Origin of the sequence: Neorhizobium alkalisoli (genome assembly GCF_002968635.1) — a bacterium.
GTDB lineage: Bacteria > Pseudomonadota > Alphaproteobacteria > Rhizobiales > Rhizobiaceae > Neorhizobium > Neorhizobium alkalisoli.
The window spans coordinates 87528-103908 of the sequence record NZ_PVBN01000014.1; the positions used below are offsets into that span (position 1 = coordinate 87528).

The 16381-nt window shown below is 62.4% G+C and carries 18 protein-coding genes; 5 read left to right on the forward strand and 13 right to left on the reverse strand.

What is annotated here, in order from left to right; genetic code table 11:
* Nucleotides 1-53 precede the first annotated feature (53 nt).
* The 3 genes from C5L13_RS24725 (at nt 54) to C5L13_RS24735 (ending at nt 2318) form a co-directional block, all read left to right on the forward strand.
* A complete protein-coding gene (locus C5L13_RS24725) occupies nt 54-1064 on the forward strand; it encodes an ABC transporter permease (protein WP_105385928.1) in 1011 nt (336 codons plus the stop codon).
* Nucleotides 1057-1983, forward strand: a complete 927-nt coding sequence (locus tag C5L13_RS24730) for an ABC transporter permease (protein ID WP_105385929.1) — start codon at nt 1057-1059, stop codon at nt 1981-1983. The genes C5L13_RS24725 and C5L13_RS24730 overlap by 8 nt, the downstream gene beginning before the upstream one ends.
* A 137-nt stretch (nt 1984-2120) precedes the next feature.
* Nucleotides 2121-2318, forward strand: coding sequence for a CsbD family protein (locus tag C5L13_RS24735; protein WP_105385930.1), 198 nt, complete (start codon nt 2121-2123; stop codon nt 2316-2318).
* Between the two features lie 257 nt (nt 2319-2575).
* On the opposite strand, the gene C5L13_RS24740 is transcribed toward C5L13_RS24735, so the two are convergent.
* Complete coding sequence (locus C5L13_RS24740; protein ID WP_245571459.1) at nt 2576-3580, reverse strand: sensor histidine kinase; 1005 nt, start codon at nt 3578-3580, stop codon at nt 2576-2578.
* Between the two features lie 201 nt (nt 3581-3781).
* The gene (locus C5L13_RS24745) at nt 3782-4576 is read right to left on the reverse strand and encodes a response regulator (protein WP_105385931.1); all 795 of its coding nucleotides are present in this window, start codon (nt 4574-4576) and stop codon (nt 3782-3784) included.
* Nucleotides 4577-4746: 170 nt separating this feature from the next.
* On the opposite strand from C5L13_RS24745, the gene C5L13_RS24750 reads away from it, so the two are divergent.
* On the forward strand, nt 4747-4929 hold the full coding sequence (locus tag C5L13_RS24750) for a NepR family anti-sigma factor (protein WP_105386006.1): 183 nt from the start codon (nt 4747-4749) through the stop codon (nt 4927-4929).
* Nucleotides 4926-5492 carry an RNA polymerase sigma factor gene (locus tag C5L13_RS24755; protein WP_105385932.1) on the forward strand — a complete coding sequence of 189 codons (567 nt, stop codon included), beginning with the start codon at nt 4926-4928 and terminating at the stop codon, nt 5490-5492. The genes C5L13_RS24750 and C5L13_RS24755 overlap by 4 nt, the downstream gene beginning before the upstream one ends.
* A 64-nt stretch (nt 5493-5556) precedes the next feature.
* On the opposite strand, the gene C5L13_RS24760 is transcribed toward C5L13_RS24755, so the two are convergent.
* From C5L13_RS24760 to C5L13_RS24815, 11 genes are all read right to left on the reverse strand, one after another.
* Nucleotides 5557-6012 carry a hypothetical protein gene (locus C5L13_RS24760; protein ID WP_105385933.1) on the reverse strand — a complete coding sequence of 152 codons (456 nt, stop codon included), beginning with the start codon at nt 6010-6012 and terminating at the stop codon, nt 5557-5559.
* Complete coding sequence (locus tag C5L13_RS24765; RefSeq protein WP_105385934.1) at nt 6012-6359, reverse strand: DUF883 family protein; 348 nt, start codon at nt 6357-6359, stop codon at nt 6012-6014. The genes C5L13_RS24760 and C5L13_RS24765 overlap by 1 nt, the downstream gene beginning before the upstream one ends.
* Nucleotides 6360-6631: 272 nt before the next feature.
* Nucleotides 6632-8029 (reverse strand): amidase, encoded by a 1398-nt coding sequence (locus tag C5L13_RS24770; protein ID WP_105385935.1) that lies wholly within the window; start codon nt 8027-8029, stop codon nt 6632-6634.
* 22 nt (nt 8030-8051) lie between these two features.
* Nucleotides 8052-8870 carry an ABC transporter permease gene (locus tag C5L13_RS24775; protein WP_105385936.1) on the reverse strand — a complete coding sequence of 273 codons (819 nt, stop codon included), beginning with the start codon at nt 8868-8870 and terminating at the stop codon, nt 8052-8054.
* A complete protein-coding gene (locus tag C5L13_RS24780) occupies nt 8867-9817 on the reverse strand; it encodes an ABC transporter permease (RefSeq protein WP_105385937.1) in 951 nt (316 codons plus the stop codon). Before C5L13_RS24780 ends, C5L13_RS24775 begins: the two co-directional genes overlap by 4 nt.
* A gap of 354 nt (nt 9818-10171) precedes the next feature.
* Nucleotides 10172-11683 carry an ABC transporter substrate-binding protein gene (locus tag C5L13_RS24790; protein ID WP_407070468.1) on the reverse strand — a complete coding sequence of 504 codons (1512 nt, stop codon included), beginning with the start codon at nt 11681-11683 and terminating at the stop codon, nt 10172-10174.
* Between the two features lie 160 nt (nt 11684-11843).
* Nucleotides 11844-12773 (reverse strand): LysR family transcriptional regulator, encoded by a 930-nt coding sequence (locus tag C5L13_RS24795; RefSeq protein ID WP_105385939.1) that lies wholly within the window; start codon nt 12771-12773, stop codon nt 11844-11846.
* A gap of 29 nt (nt 12774-12802) precedes the next feature.
* A complete protein-coding gene (locus tag C5L13_RS24800; RefSeq protein WP_105385940.1) occupies nt 12803-13552 on the reverse strand; it encodes an ABC transporter ATP-binding protein in 750 nt (249 codons plus the stop codon).
* Nucleotides 13549-14394, reverse strand: coding sequence for an ABC transporter ATP-binding protein (locus C5L13_RS24805; RefSeq protein ID WP_105385941.1), 846 nt, complete (start codon nt 14392-14394; stop codon nt 13549-13551). The genes C5L13_RS24800 and C5L13_RS24805 overlap by 4 nt, the downstream gene beginning before the upstream one ends.
* A complete protein-coding gene (locus C5L13_RS24810; protein WP_105385942.1) occupies nt 14391-15323 on the reverse strand; it encodes an ABC transporter permease in 933 nt (310 codons plus the stop codon). The genes C5L13_RS24805 and C5L13_RS24810 overlap by 4 nt, the downstream gene beginning before the upstream one ends.
* The gene (locus C5L13_RS24815) at nt 15320-16366 is read right to left on the reverse strand and encodes an ABC transporter permease (RefSeq protein WP_407070470.1); all 1047 of its coding nucleotides are present in this window, start codon (nt 16364-16366) and stop codon (nt 15320-15322) included. The genes C5L13_RS24810 and C5L13_RS24815 overlap by 4 nt, the downstream gene beginning before the upstream one ends.
* Nucleotides 16367-16381: the final 15 nt, after the last annotated feature.

The following is a 16381-nucleotide window of genomic DNA, read 5'->3' on the forward strand; positions in this document are numbered from 1 at the left end:
GAGCGCAGGCCCGGCGGACGCCCATTCTTCCGCGCCCGTTCGGAGAGTTCTCGATGTTCACATACACTTTGCGGCGATTGCTTTTTGCAATCCCGACGCTGCTGGTCATCAGCTTCGTCATCTTCGCGCTGCTGGATCTTGCGCCCAGCGATCCGACCGGCGACCTGCCGTTGACGATCCCCCCGGAGGTCCGCGAACAGATCCGCGCTTCTCTCGGCCTCGATCAGCCTTTCCTCATCCGCTATCTGAAATGGCTGCAGCAATTCTTCATCAATGAACCGCTCAACATTTTCGAAAGCCTCACCGGCTGGCAGATCGGCGATGGGGACCGCATGCGGGTGCTCTCATGGGCCACCCGAAGCCCGGTGGTCGACCTGATCGTCCAGCGCCTGCCACAGACCCTCTGGGTGGTCGGCCTCGCCTACCTCTTCGGCGTCATGATCGCCATTCCGATCGGAGTGATTTCGGCCTACAAGCAGTATTCGATCTTCGACCAGATCGGCACCTTCCTGGCGATGGTCGGCTATTCGGTTCCGACCTTCTTCACCGGTGTCCTGCTGATCGTCATCTTCTCCTCCTATCTGCAATGGTTCCCGTCCGTCTACGACACCAATCTGAGGGTCACGGATTTCCAGAGCTTCGTCTTGCAGGTGAAGCAGATGGCTTTGCCGGTCACGGTGCTGGCGCTCTTCAACGCGTCCCAGATTACCCGTTTCGTGCGGGCATCGATGCTGGACAACCTGCATCAGGACTATGTGCGCACCGCCCGCGCCAAGGGGGTCAAGGAAAAATCCGTCCTGCTCATTCACGTGCTGCGCAACAGCCTGATTCCGGTCGTGACGGTCATTGCCCTCGGCGTTCCCACGATCTTCTCGGGAGCCATCATCACGGAGCAGATCTTTCGCGTAAATGGCCTCGGCCAATTGCTGATCACCGCCGTGCAAGGTGCCGACATCCCGCTCGTGCAGACGCTCACCTTCATCTTCGCGGTCCTGATCGTGCTCTTCAACCTCATCGCCGACGTACTCTACGGCATTCTTGACCCGAGGATCCGTTATGACTGATGCGACCATTGTAACCGCGCCGCCCGCCAAGGCCTCCTCGCCCACTCGTTCCGCGCTTGCCGACATATGGCGCCAGTTCCGTGCCCATCGGGGCGGTGTCGTCGGGCTCATCGTCTTCACGTTCATCGTGACGGCGGTTTTCGTCGGCCCGTATATCCACCGGGTGGCCCCCAATGCCATCAACATCCGCGACAAGAACCAATGGCCGTCGATGGCCCATCCGTTCGGCACCGACAATCTCGGCAAGGACATGCTTGCCCAGGTGCTCGCCGGCGGACGCATCTCGCTCGCCGTCGGCATCACCGCCATGCTGCTGGCGCTCTTCCTTGGAACGCTGGTCGGAGTGGTCTCCGGCTATATCCGAAGGCTCGACGGGCCGCTGATGCGCATCACCGACCTGTTCCTGGCGCTGCCGCTCCTGCCGTTGCTGCTCGTCATCATCATGCTGTTCCGCGACACGCTCCGGGCGGCCTTCGGACCGGAAACCGGCATCTTCATCCTGATCGTCTTCGTGATCGGGATCACCAGCTGGATGCATACCGCCCGCATCGTCCGCGGCGACGTGCTGGCGGTGAAAAGCCAGGAATTTATCCTGGCGGCGAAATCGAGCGGCATGCGGGAGCATCGGATCATCCTCCGGCATATCCTGCCGAACGTGCTGAGTTCGATCATGGTCTCGGCCACGCTCGGCATCGCTTCGGCAATCATCACCGAGTCCGCCCTGAGCTTCCTGGGACTCGGTTTCCCTTCGGACTTCCCGACATGGGGACGCCTCCTGTTCGACGGTGCCAACTTCCTGCAGCTCACGCCATCGCGCGTGCTCTGGCCGGGACTGGCGATCTCGCTCACGGTGCTCAGCGTCAACTACATGGGCGATGCAATCCGCGACGCGCTCGATCCGAGAGCGCTGAAACACTGACCGGCCCGCAGCTCGAAAAAAAATGGCGGCCTCGGCCGCCATTTTTGTTTGGCACCCTCCAGGAACCGCCGCCCCGCCCAACTCGTTTTATTCTCAGAGCGGAATGCACCGCTTCGAATCCGGGAAGGAGAAAAACAATGAATTGGAATCAAGTCGAGGGTAACTGGGAACAGTTCAAGGGCAAGGTCCAGACCCAGTGGGGCAAGCTCACCGGCGACGATCTGGACGTGATTGCCGGCGACCGCAAGCAGCTCGCCGGGAAGATCCAGGAACGCTACGGCAAGGCTGAGGACGAGGCCGATCGCGAAGTCGACGACTGGCTCAGCAGGCACTGAATTTTTTTTAAAAACTCTCGGAACCTAATTCAGGGCCACTCGTTATAGCAGTGTTCGAAGGCGACCCCCCGTCCCCCGCCCTACAAAAGCCTTCGGACATACTCTTCAATCCCCCTCGAAGAGACGAACTGGCTCGGCTCCGTCAATCGGAACCGAGCCAGCTCAGTTTTGTGGGCTATGAAACTAGCCGGTAGCTTCCAGCGCGATGATGCGGGTTCCGTCAAACGCCTTCCTCGTGACGAGGCTTCGCCAACTTCTCAGTCGTTGGCGCCTTCCAGAGGGAAAACCAGCCTGTAGCTGATACGGTCATAGGAAATGACGTATTGCGCCTTGCCGTTGACGGCGGCTGGCACGACGCGCTCCAGCACCGTGCTGCCGAAATGCGCCTTCAGCGCCTCTTCATGCTCTTCCGAATTGGGGGTTGTTTCCAGAGTTTCATCCCAGACGATCTCCAGCACATCGTGGCCGTTGAGCTGCATGCGCCCGCAGGTGACGTCGATGGCGCGGCCGCTGCGCAGAAGCGAACCGTGGCTGACCGCATTGACGATCAGTTCGTGCAACGCGAGCCCCAGATGCAGCGAGGCGTTCGGCGTCAAGAGCACGTTGTCGCCCTGGACACGCACCAGGTGCTTGTTCTCCGGCAGGTATTTTTCCGTCTGCTGCTGCACCAGTTCGAAAAAATAGGCGCCGCGCCAGCTTGAATCGGTGATCAGGTCCTGGGATTGCGAAAGCGAATAGAGACGTCCCCGGAACTTGTGCAGGAAAAGTTCGAGCGAGCCGGAATAACGGGCGGTCTGCAGCGCAATGCTCTGGATAATCGCCAGCAGGTTCTTCGAACGGTGGCTGACCTCTCTCAATAGCGCCCTCAGGAGCCGCTCGCGATGGCGCTCCTCCGACCGGTCGACGATGGTGGTGACGAGATGGATGCCGCGCTTTGAAAACTCCACCGCCTGCACGCGAAATTCGTAGACCTGTTCCGTGCCGACCGTGATTTCGATATGGCCCTTGTTGCCCGGTTCGGTGATGGCGCCCTTGAGAGCCTGGAGCTTGGCCGCGACCTCTTCCCCGAAGAGGCTGAGATCGCTCGGCGTCGCCACATGCTCGATCGCCCAGACCTCCGGAAGATTTGTAACGAAGAGATAGTTGAGCCGGGCATCCTGGATGATGATGCTCGCACCGAGATCGACGAGCGCCGGCATAAAGAATTCGCGCAACTTGTCATCACTCTGACCAGCCTGCTGCCATGTCAGGGGATGCGACAAATTCCTCACTCCGTTTGCGGACTTTCCGGGGAAACCGGGGTGCCCGCTGGAGAGACCCCGGATTTACAAGCTTGTCATTTATAGGACGTCACACGTACGGGAACAAGCCGACAACGCGCAATATCGGCCGTCGCGAAAGGAGTGGGCAGGGCCAAGCCGAACCGGCATTTGCCACTGCACCTGCTCCCTGCGCTCCGTGGATCACGCCGCCGCCTTTACCGCCTCATTGAAGAAGAGCGCCTGGCTGATCAGAGCCTTCACCATGTCTGGATTGAACGGCTTGGTGACGAGGAAGGCAGGCTCGGGGCGTTCGCCGGTCAACAGCCGCTCCGGAAAAGCGGTGATGAAGATTACCGGGACGCTGGACGACTTCAGGATTTCGTTGACGGCGTCGATGCCAGAACTGCCGTCGGCAAGCTGGATATCGGCAAGTACCATCTTCGGATGGGTCGTATTGAAGAGCGAGATCGCTTCCTTGTGGGTGCGCGCGATGCCCGTGACGCGATGTCCGAGATCCTGCACCATCTGCTCGATGTCGAGCGCGATCAGCGGTTCGTCTTCGATGATCATGATCTCCGTTGCAACCTGGCGCGAGATTTCGCGGGTCGCTTCGTCGAGCAGGCGGGTGACTTCGCTTATGCTGACATCCAGCACCTCAGCAGTCTCCTCGACGGTGAAACCTTCGACCGATATCAGCAGAAAAGCATGCCGAGCCTGGGAAGGCAGCGTCGACAGGTTGGATGCCGCGCGTTGCTCCCATGCGAAGGGCGACTCGATCGGCCGGATTTCGATGTTGGTGGAACCAAAAATCGTGACGAATAGTTTATAAAGTGAAACACGGTCCTTGGACGTTTCCGGGAATATCGAAACGTCTGCGATCAGAGCTTCCAGGACCGCAGCGACATAGGCGTCTCCCGAGGTCTGAGATCCGGTGACTGCCCGAGCATATCGACGCAGATAAGGAAGGTGAGACGCAACGCGTGTGGTAAGTGACATACAAAATCTCCCCTGGTGCCCAGACGGGCAATTGACCCATTATGAACGTGGGCGCGCAAAAAAAGTTCCGGAAAGCGGAACTTATTTTCCTCCCACGAATTCTCATGCCCGAGATATCGCAACAGGCTGCCTGCGTGATGAGTGACGACGAAAATAGAAAAAAAGATGACATGACGACAGTTCAATCCCACGAAGTCAGACCTGGAGCGGTACAGCCGAACGCCTCCATTTCTCGTAAATTGCGCGAATTCTACGACGCCGTGCAAGAGGAAGGAATTCCGGATCGTTTTCTTGACCTTCTTGAGCGTCTGGAACAGGCCGAGAAGAACGCAAAGCCGGTGAAAGTAAAATGAGCAAAGAAGACGAGATCGACGATCGCGGCTTCAAGCGCGACCTTCTTGCGTCGCTGCCCAATCTGCGCGCTTTTGCTGTATCCCTGACCGGCCGGCACGACAAGGCCGACGACCTGGTGCAGGACACGATCATGAAGGCCTGGGCCAACCAGTCCAGCTTCACCGCCGGGACCAATATGAGAGCCTGGCTCTTTACGATCCTTCGCAACGAATTCTACAGCCAGATGCGCAAACGCGGCCGCGAGGTGCAGGACAGCGATGGTCTGTTCAGCGAGCGTTTTTCGGTGCATCCGGAGCAGTATGGCCGGCTGGACCTTCAGGACTTCCGCAAGGCTCTCGACAAGCTGCCGGACGACCAGCGTGAAGCGATCATTCTGGTGGGGGCTGCCGGTTTTGCCTATGAAGAAGCCGCCACGATCTGCGGCTGCGCCGTCGGCACGATCAAGAGCCGTGTCAGCCGGGCCCGCACCCGCCTTCAGGAACTGCTCGGCGTCTCCGGCGAGGGCGATTTCGGCCCCGACCCCGACCACGCGGCAATCACCGCCCGCGCCTTCGGCGGCTAGAACTCCAGCTGAAATCGATTAGGAAAAGCGGCCTCCCGGAAAACCCGGGAGGCCGCTGATCAGGTTATTCGGCCGGTTCGTCCGTATGGCGTCTGGCCGAACCCGCTCTTCTCGTCAGCAGAAAGCCGAGGCCGGCTGCCACCGAGACAAACAGGAGCGGTCGCGACTTGATCACCAACGGCAGTGCCGACAGGGCCGCCGTCGCCATCAGCGCCTTGCTGCTGTTGGCCGCCGCGACTTCGCGTTTGCGCCGCGCCTCTGCGCGATTTGCCGTCACGACCGCGACATACATGAAGAGGGCGAGGACGAGCGCGCCGCCTGCGACGACCAGCAGGGCCGTCGGCAGGCCCCACAGGCCGCCGAGATAGACGGCAAGCGCCGCGATTGCGAGGGCATAGGCCGTCAGCAGGAATAGGAGCGCGAAACCGTACAGAATTGCGTTTCGCCTGAACCGGCTCATGAACGCCGCGATATCGATCGCGGCGAGCGAAGCCAGGAGAGGCCCGAGTCCCGTCAGCATCAGCGGCGCGTCAACAGTGCGAACAGGAAACCAACGCCCGCGGCGATGGCGACGGACTGGATAGGGTTCGTGCGGATCTGACGTTCCAGATCACGCTCCAGACTCATCGCCTGTTCGCGAGCGGCTTCCACCATGTGCAGCGAGGCATCTGCAGCCTCGTTGGCGGCGCGGCGCGCCTTTCCGCGCACTTCGCTTGCCTTCTCGTTGCCGACGGCGGCAACAGAACGGGCGAGCGAAGCAATGTCCTCACGGAGCTGCTGCAGCTGCACCTCGATGTCCTTCGAGGTGGCAGAGTTCTGGCCGTTGCCACTGCGGGCGAATTCGCTGGTCGGATTGGCTGTGGGCATATTCGATCTCCTCGGTTTATCGGTTCTTTTGAAGCATTCAGGCCGCTGGCCGGCTTTGCGAAAAATCAAATGACGCGGAAGACGGTGAGGAGGACCGGAATTGGGACATGCAAGGCCACAGGAATATGCCTTTCATCGTCAACCTCCTCGATAAGCGCCTGGCGAGCGCGCGGCTTTGCAATCCCGTTTCGGACTGCCGGCGTTGAACGCAGCAGAAACGCGATTGTTCCCGACGGGACGGGGAGCAGAAGACTGGCCGATGGAATTGGGAATCAGTCCGCTGTCGGCGGCTCCGGCCACCGGGTGATCCCGCCGGTCCATTCTTCGAAAGCCCGGGAAAGCTTGAGGACGAGCATGTCGTCGAAACGCGGGCCGACGATCTGCAGTCCGATCGGCATGCCGGATCTGGAGAAGCCGCAGTTGATGGACGAAGCCGGTTGCTCCGACATGTTCCAGGGCACGGTAAAGCCGATATGTTCGAATGGCAGCGCCGGGTTGTTGGTCGGCGACGCCCATTCGGCCGGATAGGAAACGATCGGATTGGTGGGCGATATAACCGCATCGACTGTGGAAAACAGCTTGCCGGCCGACTTGCGCATCTCGATCGTCTGGTTGAAGCCGCGCACCGCCTCGACGCCGGAAATATAGGTGCCGCCTTCCGCCCACTGATAGATATAGGGCAGGATCAAGGCCCGGCGCTCCTCCGGCATCTTTTCGATATCGCTCCAGAAGCGGGCCCGCCAGAAGTTGTCGAGCCCATCGAGCATCGCCCGTGTGATGACCGGTTCGACCGGCATGACGATGGCACCCGCTTCCTCGAAGCGTTTGGCCGCAGCGACGACCGCATCGCGGACCTCTCCGTCGAGCGGCAAACCGACACCCGCGTCGAGCATCAGGCCGATCTTCATGCCCTTCACATCGATGTGGAGGTCGAGCCAGTCGAACGCGTTGGGCGGCAGGCTCGTGCCGTCACGCCAGTCCGGCCGCGAAAGCGTCGCCATCGACATGGCGGCGTCTTCGACCGTCCTGGTCATCGGGCCGGCGCAGCGGCCTACATAATAGGGATCGACCGGGATGCGCCCCTGGCTCGGCTTGAAACCGAAAAGGCCGGTCCAGCCGGCCGGCAGACGCACCGAGCCGCCGATATCCGTGCCGATATGCAGCGGCCCGAAGCCGGCCGCACCGGCAGCCGCCGCCCCGGCGCTCGACCCGCCCGGATTCTGCGTCAGATCCCAGGGATTGCGGCTCAGGTGATGGAAGCTCGAAAGGCCGGAGGAGAGCATGCCGTAGTCAGGACAGGTGGTCTTGGCAAAGATCACCGCGCCGTCCTCCCGGCACCGTGCGGCGATCGGCGCATCCTCGCCCGCCGGCACGAGCTCGACCGCCGCCGTACCGAGCGGCACGGGCTGCCCCTTGGTGGCGATCAGCTCCTTGAGCGTGACGGGCACGCCGTCGAGGGGACCGAGCGTCTCGCCTTTCATCCAGCGTTCGCCGGAGGCGGCGGCCTGCGTCCGTGCGCTGTCCGGATCGAAGAGATAAAGCGCCTGCACATGCGGCTCGAAGGCGGCGATGCGATCTTCGACGGCCAGCCAATATTCGGAAGGAGAGAGTTTCCTCGCCGCATAGAGGCCCTTCAGCTCACGGATGGTCAGTTTCAGGAGATCGTTCATCACAATATCTTCGTTCCGGAAATCAGGAATCGTCGCGTGGATCGAGAAGGTCCCGCAGGCCGTCGCCCAGCATGTTGAGACCAAGGACGGCGAGCGCGATGGCAAGGCCCGGCATCAGGGCGAGCCACGGCGCCTGGCCGAGAAAGGTCTGTGAGTCGGCAAGCATCCGCCCCCAGGTCGGTGCCGGCGGCGGCATGCCGAGCCCGAGAAACGAAAGCCCCGCTTCGGTCAGGATTGCAAGCCCGAGCTGGATCGTCACCTGCACGATGATCTGGTTGGAGATATTCGGCAGCACATGGACGCGCGTGATCGTGGCTTTTGATCTTCCCATACCCACAGCCGCGGCCACGTAGTCCCTCGTCCAGATCTGCAGCGCCGCGCTGAGCGTCAGCCGCGCGAAGACCGGCACCATGAAGACGGCTATCGCCACGATGGCGGTGAACCGGCCGGAGCCGATGAAGGCGCCGAGCATCATGGCCGACAGGATCGGCGGCACCGCAAAGATGATGTCGCAGCCGCGCATGACGATCAGCTCGAGCCAGCCGCGCCGCATGGCCACGACGACGCCGGCCATCGTGCCGATGCTGGCGCCGAGCGCCACCGCAAGAATGGAGGTGGACAGCGAGTTCCAGGCGCCGACCATCAGCGCGGACGCCACGTCGCGGCCGAACTGGTCGGTGCCGAGCAGGCCGAATTCGAGCGGCGCCTTGAGCTTCTGGACGATGTTCATCTTGGTGGGCGGGAACGGCGTCCAGACGAGCGAGAGGAGCGCGACGGAAAACAGCGCAAGCGAGATGAAAAGTCCGATGAGAAAGACGGGACGGCGAAACGCTTTCCTCATTGGGCACCGGCCCTCAGGCGCGGGTCGATCGCGAGATAGGCGAGATCGACCACGAAATTCATGAGGATCACCAGGCCTGAGAAGAACAGCACGACATCCTGCATCACCACGATATCGCGCTGGGAAAGCGCCTGGTAGGCAAGCCGCCCGAGCCCCGGCAGATTGAAGACGTTCTCCACCAGCACCGCACCGGCAATCAGGAAGGTGAACTGCAGGCCGAGCATGGTGACGACGGGCACCAGCGCGTTCGGAACCGCATGCCGCCAGATGGCGGTGCCGTCGCTCAGACCCTTGGCGCGGGCAGTGCGGACGAAATCCTCGTTCATCACTTCGAGCACCGCCGCCCGCGCCACCCGCGTCAGCACGCCGGCCTGCGGCAAGGCAAGCGCCACCGCCGGCAGGACGAGAGCCTCGAGGCCGGCGAACAACCCTGCATCCCAGCCCGGAAAGCCGCCCGCCGGCATCCAGCCGAGCATGCTGGAAAAGAGAATGATCAGGAGCAGCCCGACCCAGAAAGCTGGTACGGCGATGCCGATATAGGAAAACAGCCCGGCGACGAAATCGAAGGCGCCGTTGTGACTGCGCGCCGCCTGCACGCCGAGCGGCACGGCGACCAGCACGGAAATGACGATTGCGATCAGCGCAAGCGGGATGGTGACGGCGAGCCGCTCGGCAATCAGGCCTGCGACCGGCACCCCATAGGTGTAGGACTGGCCGAGATCGCCTCGGAAGACGCCGGCGAGCCAGGCGAGGTACCGTACCGGCAGCGGCTGGTCGAGACCGAGCTGCTTCTGGAGCGCGGCCAGCGTTTCCGGGCTTGCCGACGTCCCCAGCATGATCGCCGCCGGATCCCCAGGCAAAAGCCCCATCACGGTGAAGATCAGCAGAGAAACCACGAAAAGCGTGACGACGAGGCTAAGGATGCGCCGGACGAGGATGGAGATCATGAACGGCGCACTCCCTGCCGGTTCCCCCCTTGTGGGGGGTGGCGCAGCAGGTTCAATACCCGATAAGCGTGGGGAACCACCCCCCTCTGCCCTGCCGGGCATCTCCCCCTCAAGGGGGGAGATCGGTATGCCGTGCCGGTTTCCGCCCCATCCCAGCTTCCGCTGGATAAGTTCCCTCCCCCCGCCAGCGGCAGGGCGATCATACATGGGGACGAGAGGCGTCGCTTCTTGCCGATCTCCCCCCTTGAGGGGGAGATGCCCGGCAGGGCAGAGGGGGGTATCGCCACTGCGATTTCAGCCATCGCACGGAAAGAGGTTGCCGCTGCCACCCTACTCCAACTCATGATCCAGGCTTCACTCTTCCCAATGAACATCCGTGAGCACGTTCGACGGGATCGGCTCGTTTTCCCAGAGTCCCTTCACCTTGGCGTTCCAGACGCCGAGTTTGGGCATGACGAAGAGGTAGAGCGCCGGCACGTCATCGGCGAGAATGGTCTGCGCGTCGCCGTATAGCTTCTCCTGTTCGGCGGGATCCGAGGTCGCCTCCACCTTCTTCAGCACCTCATTGAAGGCCGGGTTCTTGTAGTTGAAGTAATAGGGATCGCGGGCATAGATATCGATGTCCATCGGCTCGGCATGGGCAACGATGGTCATGTCGTAGTCCGCGGCCTTCAACACGTCCGCCACCCATTTGGCCGGAAATTCGGTCGTCTCGATATTCATCGTCACGCCGATTTCCGCAAACATCGCCTGCAATATCTGCGAGGAGCGCTGCGCATAGGCCATCTGTGGCGCCTTGATTGTGAAGGTGAAGCCATCGGGATATCCGGCCTCGGCAAGCAAAGCCTTCGCCTTCTCGGCGTCATAGGGATAGACGCCGGTCAGGTCCTTGTAGCCGCGGTCGTTCGGCGTGTAGTGGCTGCCGATCGGCGTGCCGTAACCGGACCAGGCGCCTTCCACCACGGTCGCGCGGTCGACCGCCATCATCAGCGCCTGCCGAACCTTCTTGTCGCTGAACGGCTTGCGCGTATTGTTCATGCCGGCGACCACCTTGAGCTCGGTATTGCCGATCACGGTCGCAAGCTTCTTGTCGCCTTCGAAAGACTTGATGAGTTCCGGCGCGCCGAATTCCGGGAAGGCGTCGACATCCCCGGCTTTGAGCGCCGCCGCCTGAGCCTGCGGGTCGCTGATGAAGCGGAATGCGGCCGTGTCGAGCTTCAGCGACACGGCCTTGTTCCAGTAGTCGGGGTTCTTGGCGAGATCGACCTTCGATCCCTTGGCCCAGCTCACGAATTTGAGCGGTCCGGTACCGATCGGCGTCGTCTTGTTCTCTGCCGCCGATCTCGGTTCGACAATGCTGGAGGACGGCCAGCCGAGCCAGTAGAGCAGGCTGCCGGCGGGTTGCTTGAGCTTCAGGACGAGCGTCGACGCATCCGGCGCTTCGACTGTGTCGATCGACGCGAAATAGCGCTTCTGCGGATTGACGGAATCGGCGCCTCGAGCCCGGTCGATCGAAAATTTCGCCACGGAGGAATCGAAGGCGACGTCGTTGTGGAATTTGACGCCTTGGCGCAGCTTGAACGTATAGGTGAGACCGTCCGGGGAGATCTGCCAGCTTTCGGCGAGCTGCGGCTGAACCTTGCCGGCCTTGTCGATCGTCGTCAGGCCTTCGAAGATGTTCTGCCAGGTCACCTGGCCGATGGCGACCGGTGCGGCGATCGTCGGGTCGAGACCGGCAGGCTCGATCGCCATGCCGACGGTGATTGCCGTCCTCGGCGCGGCTTCGGCACCCGCACCCGTGAGAAAAAGGCCAGCCGCCAAGGCAAGCCCCAAGGTTGCCCCCTTCAGAATCGTCGCAGAGTTCAAGAACGTCATCCTGCCCATCAGTGGTCCCCTTGTGATCGGCGATCCAGCCCCGACGGCACCTGCAGGATCACCATTTAACCGGAGTGTGTCATTTCGCAGGTGCACACACAATGCAGATTTTTGTGTTCTCTGTGTAGCCGAAATCGATACACGAGTGCGTTTAGCTCGCCGCTTTCCGGGCCGCCGACTTGCGGTTGTCGGTCCCGCGCATGAAACCTTCGATGAAGTCGACGAGCTTGCCCGCAGCGAAGGAAAGCTGCCGGTCCGGCGCGACGCAGAGATCGATCGGGGTTCGCACGCCTTTGCTGGCTGCGATCGGCACGGCAACGAGCTGGCCGGCGTCGATCTCCCGCTGCACGGCAAGCGCCGGCAAGAGCGTTACCGCGGCGCGCCGCAGCACCAGTTCCTTGAGCATTTCCAGTGCGCCGGTGACGAAGACCGGATCGAGCTCCAGCCCCTCTTTGGAGAATATCTCCTCGAAGGCCTGCCTCGCGCCGAAACTCTTGTCCGGCAGCGCAAGCGGCATCTGCACGAGATCGCGCAACGTCAATTCCTTGGCACCAGCCGCGGGATGATCGGCCGCCATGATGACGTCATAGGTGATTTCGGAGCGCAGCCTCACCTTCACGCCGGATATCTTTGGGGCAAAAAGCGTCACGACCAGGTCGGCTTCGGCGGCAGCCAGTGCCTCCACCGCCTCCCGAGCGCTGGTGATCGCGACCTCGAACCTCAGCTTCGGATATTTCAGGCTGAATTCCGCCAGAACCGGCGCCAGGAGATTGGCGACCGTCGCTCCGTTGGCATAGATCACCACCCGTCCGCGCTGAAGGCCCTGCAGGTCGTCGATGAGCCGATGCACATGCTCCAGCTCCCGCAGCGTCCGCCCTGCCCTTGCAGCCAGGAGCTCGCCGGCGGCCGTCAGCTTGATGCCGCGATTGCTGCGCTCGACGAGCGGCGTCCCGAAATAGTGCTCCAGGTTCTCGATCTGCCGCGAAACTGCGGTGGCTGCGACGTTGAGGTTCTCCGCCGCCGCCCGCATGGAGTTCGTCCGCACCAGTTCATCGAAATACATAAGCGCGCGAAGCTGCATGCGATCCTTGTCCTACGAAACCTGCCTCTTCAGCCTCGGCGGAAACCTTCGCTGGCGACGAGCAGCTGGCGCGTATAATCGGCGGAAAACTCGCGCTTTTCCAGAGCCTCCGCCGGCATGGTCTCGACCACCTTGCCGGTCTTCATCACCGCCAGCCGTTCGCACATATGGCTGATGACGCCGAGATCGTGGCTGACCATGACGAAGGTCAGGTTGCGGTCGCGCCGCGCCTGTTCGAGAAGGTTCAGGATTTCCGCCTGGATCGAGGCGTCGAGCGCCGAGGTCGGCTCGTCGAGGAGCAGGATCTTCGGCTCCAGGATGAGCGCCCGGGCGATCGCGATGCGCTGCCGCTGGCCGCCGGAAAGCTGGTGCGAATAGCGGAACCGGAAACCCGATCCCAATCCGACCTCGTCGAGCGCGCGGGTAATCCTCGCCTCGATATTGTCGAAACCATGGATGACGAGCGGTTCCAGCAGCAGGCGGTCCACCGTCTGGCGCGGATGCAGCGAGCCGTAGGGATCCTGGAAGACCATCTGGACGGTCTGGTAGAATTCCTTGTCGCGCCGCCGCCCGGAATAGGACCGGCCGTTGACGGTCAGCGTGCCCTGAGAAAACGACGTCAGGCCGGAAACGGCGCGCAGCAGCGTCGATTTGCCGGAGCCGGATTCGCCGACGATCCCGAAGGACTCGCCCACACCGACATCGAGGCTGACACCGTCGAGCGCCGGAAAGCCCTCATAGCTGACGAGCATGTCGCGGATGGAAATCGCCGAGGTCATAGCGCCCACTCCCGCTTGCGGTCGAGCACCGGCAGCGGATGCCGGTCGGTGCCGATGGTCGGCAGGCAGTTCAAAAGCCCGCGCGTATAGGGATGCTGCGCCCCAGCAAGATCGGCCGAGGGCAGTTCCTCCACGATCTTGCCCGCATACATGACGATGACCCGGTCGCAGAAGGAGGAAACCAGCCTCAGATCGTGGGAGATGAAGATCAGCCCCATGCCGCGCTCGGCCACCAGCTTGTCGAGGATCGACAGGACTTCGAGCTGCACGGTAACGTCCAGCGCCGATGTCGGCTCGTCGGCGATCAGCAGCTCCGGGCCGCAGACCAGCATCATGGCGATCATCGCACGCTGACCCATGCCGCCGGAAACCTCGTGCGGATAAAGGTCGAACACCCGTTCCGGATCGCGGATCTGCACCGCCTCCAGCATGGCGAGCGCCCTGCTCTTGGCTTCCGCCGTGCTTATCTTCTCGTGGGTCTTCAGAGTTTCGACGATCTGCCGGCCGATCGTGGACACCGGGTTGAGCGAATATTTCGGATCCTGCAGGATCATCGCGATCCGCTTGCCCCGGAGCGCCCGGCGTTCGGACTTCGGCATGGCCAGAAGATCCCGATCCCCGAACGCGAGCTTCTTTGCGGTGATCTTTGCGTGGCCCGGCGTCAGCCCCATGATGGCGCGCCCGGTCTGCGATTTTCCGGAGCCGGATTCGCCGACGATGCCGAGCCTTTCCTTGCCGAGCGCGAAGGAAACCCCGCGCACCGCGTTCACTTCGCCGGTGCGGGTCGGGAAGGTGACGCGCAGATCCTCGACAGTCAGGAGCGGGCTGGTTGATACGGTCATTGGCCGGCCTCCTTCGGGTCGAGCGCGTCGCGCAAGCCGTCGCCCAAAAGGTTGAACCCGAGGCTGACGATCAGGATCGCGAAGCCCGGCATGGCCGCAACCCACCACTGGTCGAGGATGAAGCGGCGGCCGGAGGCGATCATCGCGCCCCATTCGGGAAGCGGCGGCTGCGCGCCGAGCCCGAGGAAGCCGAGGCCCGCGGCGATCAGGATGATGCCCGCCATGTCGAGCGTCACGCGCACGATCAACGACGAGACGCAGAGCGGCATGACGTGACGCAGAACGATGCGGAAAGGCGACGCACCCATCAGCTTCACCGCCGCGATGAACTCGGAATGGCGGAAGGTCAGCGTTTCGGCGCGGGCGATGCGGGCATAGGGCGGCCAGGAGGTGACGGCGATTGCGAGGATCGCGTTTTCGATGCCGGGGCCGAGGGCCGCCACCAGCGCAAGCGCCAGCACGAGTTTCGGGAATGCGAGGAAGATATCGGTGATGCGCATCAGCACCGCGTCGATCCAGCCGCCGGCGTAACCGGAAACCGTTCCGACGATCAGCCCGATCGGCGCCGCGATGACCGCCACCAGCACGACGACGAGCAATGTCAGCCGGGAGCCATAGATGAGACGCGAGAGGATGTCGCGGCCCTGGTCGTCCGTCCCGAGCAGATAACCTGCCGTTCCCGGCGGCAGCAGGCGTGCATTGCGCAGGTCCCCCTGAACCGGATTGTGGGGCGCCAGGACGTCGGCAAAGGCGGCGACTACCAGAAGCAGGATGAGGATGGCGAGACCGACGAGCGCCAGGCGGTTTTCCGCAAACCGACGCCAGACGATATAGGCACGCCCGAGCCGCGCCTGCCTGCGAGACGTCGGACGGTCGGACAGCAGCCATTCGCGGCTATAGGGTCTTGTTTCAGGTTCCGCGATGCTCATCGGTTGCGCGTCCTCGGGTCAAGCGTGCGATAGAGGAGATCGGAGAAGATGTTGATGCCGACGAAGACCGAACCGATGATCAGCGTGCCGCCGAGCACCGCGTTCATGTCTGCGTTCTGCAGCGAATTGGTGATGTAGAGCCCGAGCCCCGGCCAGGAGAAGATGGTCTCGGTCAGCACGGAGCCCTCCAGCAGGTTGGCGTAGGAAAGGGCGATCACCGTCACCAGCGGCACGGCCGCGTTTCGCAGCGCGTGGAACCAGATGATGCGGGCCTCCGAAAGCCCCTTCGCCCTCGCCGCCACGATATACTCCTGCGAAAGCTCGTTCAGCATGAAGGAACGGGTCATGCGGCTGATATAGGCGAGCGAGAAATAACCGAGCAGCGAACCGGGCAGCGCGATGTGGCGGAAGAGATCCCAGACCACGTCCCATTGGCCCTGCATCGCGGCGTCGAGCAGATAGAAATTGGTGACCGGCGTGAAGCTGTATTCATAGACGATGTCGACGCGGCCGGGATAGGCGGCCCAGCGCAACTGTGCGTAAAAGAGCACGAGCGACAGCAGCCCCAGCCAGAAGATCGGCACCGAGTATCCGATCAACCCGATCACCCGCACGACTTGGTCGGCAATGCTGCCGCGCTTGACGGCCGCGAGCACGCCGAGCGGAACCCCGATGAAGGCTCCGAGCAGCGTTCCGATCGTCGCAAGCTCAATCGTCGCGGGAAAGACGCGCTTGATATCCTCCAGCACCGGATTGGTGGTCAGGACGGAGGTGCCGAAATCGCCGGAGAGAGCCTGCTTCACATAGATGTAGAACTGCTCGTAGAGTGGCAGGTGAAGCCCGAGCTCCAGCCGCACGCGCTCGACCACATGGGCGGGCGCGCGATCACCGACGATCGCCAGCACCGGATCGATGGGCACGACGCGGCCGATGAAGAACGTAACCAAGAGGAGTCCGAAGACGGTGGTAACCACCGTCACCGCAAAACGCAGCACGGAGGCCAAGGCGGACGAAGCACGGCGCCGATTGCGCCGTGTCGCCACGCTTGTTTCTGGAAG

Coding starts and splice junctions, on each gene's coding strand:
- C5L13_RS24725 (WP_105385928.1), top strand. CDS start 54: ATGTTCACATACACTTTGCGGCGATTGCTTTTTGCAATCCCGACGCTG.
- C5L13_RS24730 (WP_105385929.1), top strand. CDS start 1,057: ATGACTGATGCGACCATTGTAACCGCGCCGCCCGCCAAGGCCTCCTCG.
- C5L13_RS24735 (WP_105385930.1), top strand. CDS start 2,121: ATGAATTGGAATCAAGTCGAGGGTAACTGGGAACAGTTCAAGGGCAAG.
- C5L13_RS24745 (WP_105385931.1), bottom strand. CDS start 4,576: ATGTCACTTACCACACGCGTTGCGTCTCACCTTCCTTATCTGCGTCGA.
- C5L13_RS24750 (WP_105386006.1), top strand. CDS start 4,747: ATGACGACAGTTCAATCCCACGAAGTCAGACCTGGAGCGGTACAGCCG.
- C5L13_RS24755 (WP_105385932.1), top strand. CDS start 4,926: ATGAGCAAAGAAGACGAGATCGACGATCGCGGCTTCAAGCGCGACCTT.
- C5L13_RS24760 (WP_105385933.1), bottom strand. CDS start 6,012: ATGCTGACGGGACTCGGGCCTCTCCTGGCTTCGCTCGCCGCGATCGAT.
- C5L13_RS24765 (WP_105385934.1), bottom strand. CDS start 6,359: ATGCCCACAGCCAATCCGACCAGCGAATTCGCCCGCAGTGGCAACGGC.
- C5L13_RS24770 (WP_105385935.1), bottom strand. CDS start 8,029: ATGAACGATCTCCTGAAACTGACCATCCGTGAGCTGAAGGGCCTCTAT.
- C5L13_RS24775 (WP_105385936.1), bottom strand. CDS start 8,870: ATGAGGAAAGCGTTTCGCCGTCCCGTCTTTCTCATCGGACTTTTCATC.
- C5L13_RS24780 (WP_105385937.1), bottom strand. CDS start 9,817: ATGATCTCCATCCTCGTCCGGCGCATCCTTAGCCTCGTCGTCACGCTT.
- C5L13_RS24795 (WP_105385939.1), bottom strand. CDS start 12,773: ATGCAGCTTCGCGCGCTTATGTATTTCGATGAACTGGTGCGGACGAAC.
- C5L13_RS24800 (WP_105385940.1), bottom strand. CDS start 13,552: ATGACCTCGGCGATTTCCATCCGCGACATGCTCGTCAGCTATGAGGGC.
- C5L13_RS24805 (WP_105385941.1), bottom strand. CDS start 14,394: ATGACCGTATCAACCAGCCCGCTCCTGACTGTCGAGGATCTGCGCGTC.
- C5L13_RS24810 (WP_105385942.1), bottom strand. CDS start 15,323: ATGAGCATCGCGGAACCTGAAACAAGACCCTATAGCCGCGAATGGCTG.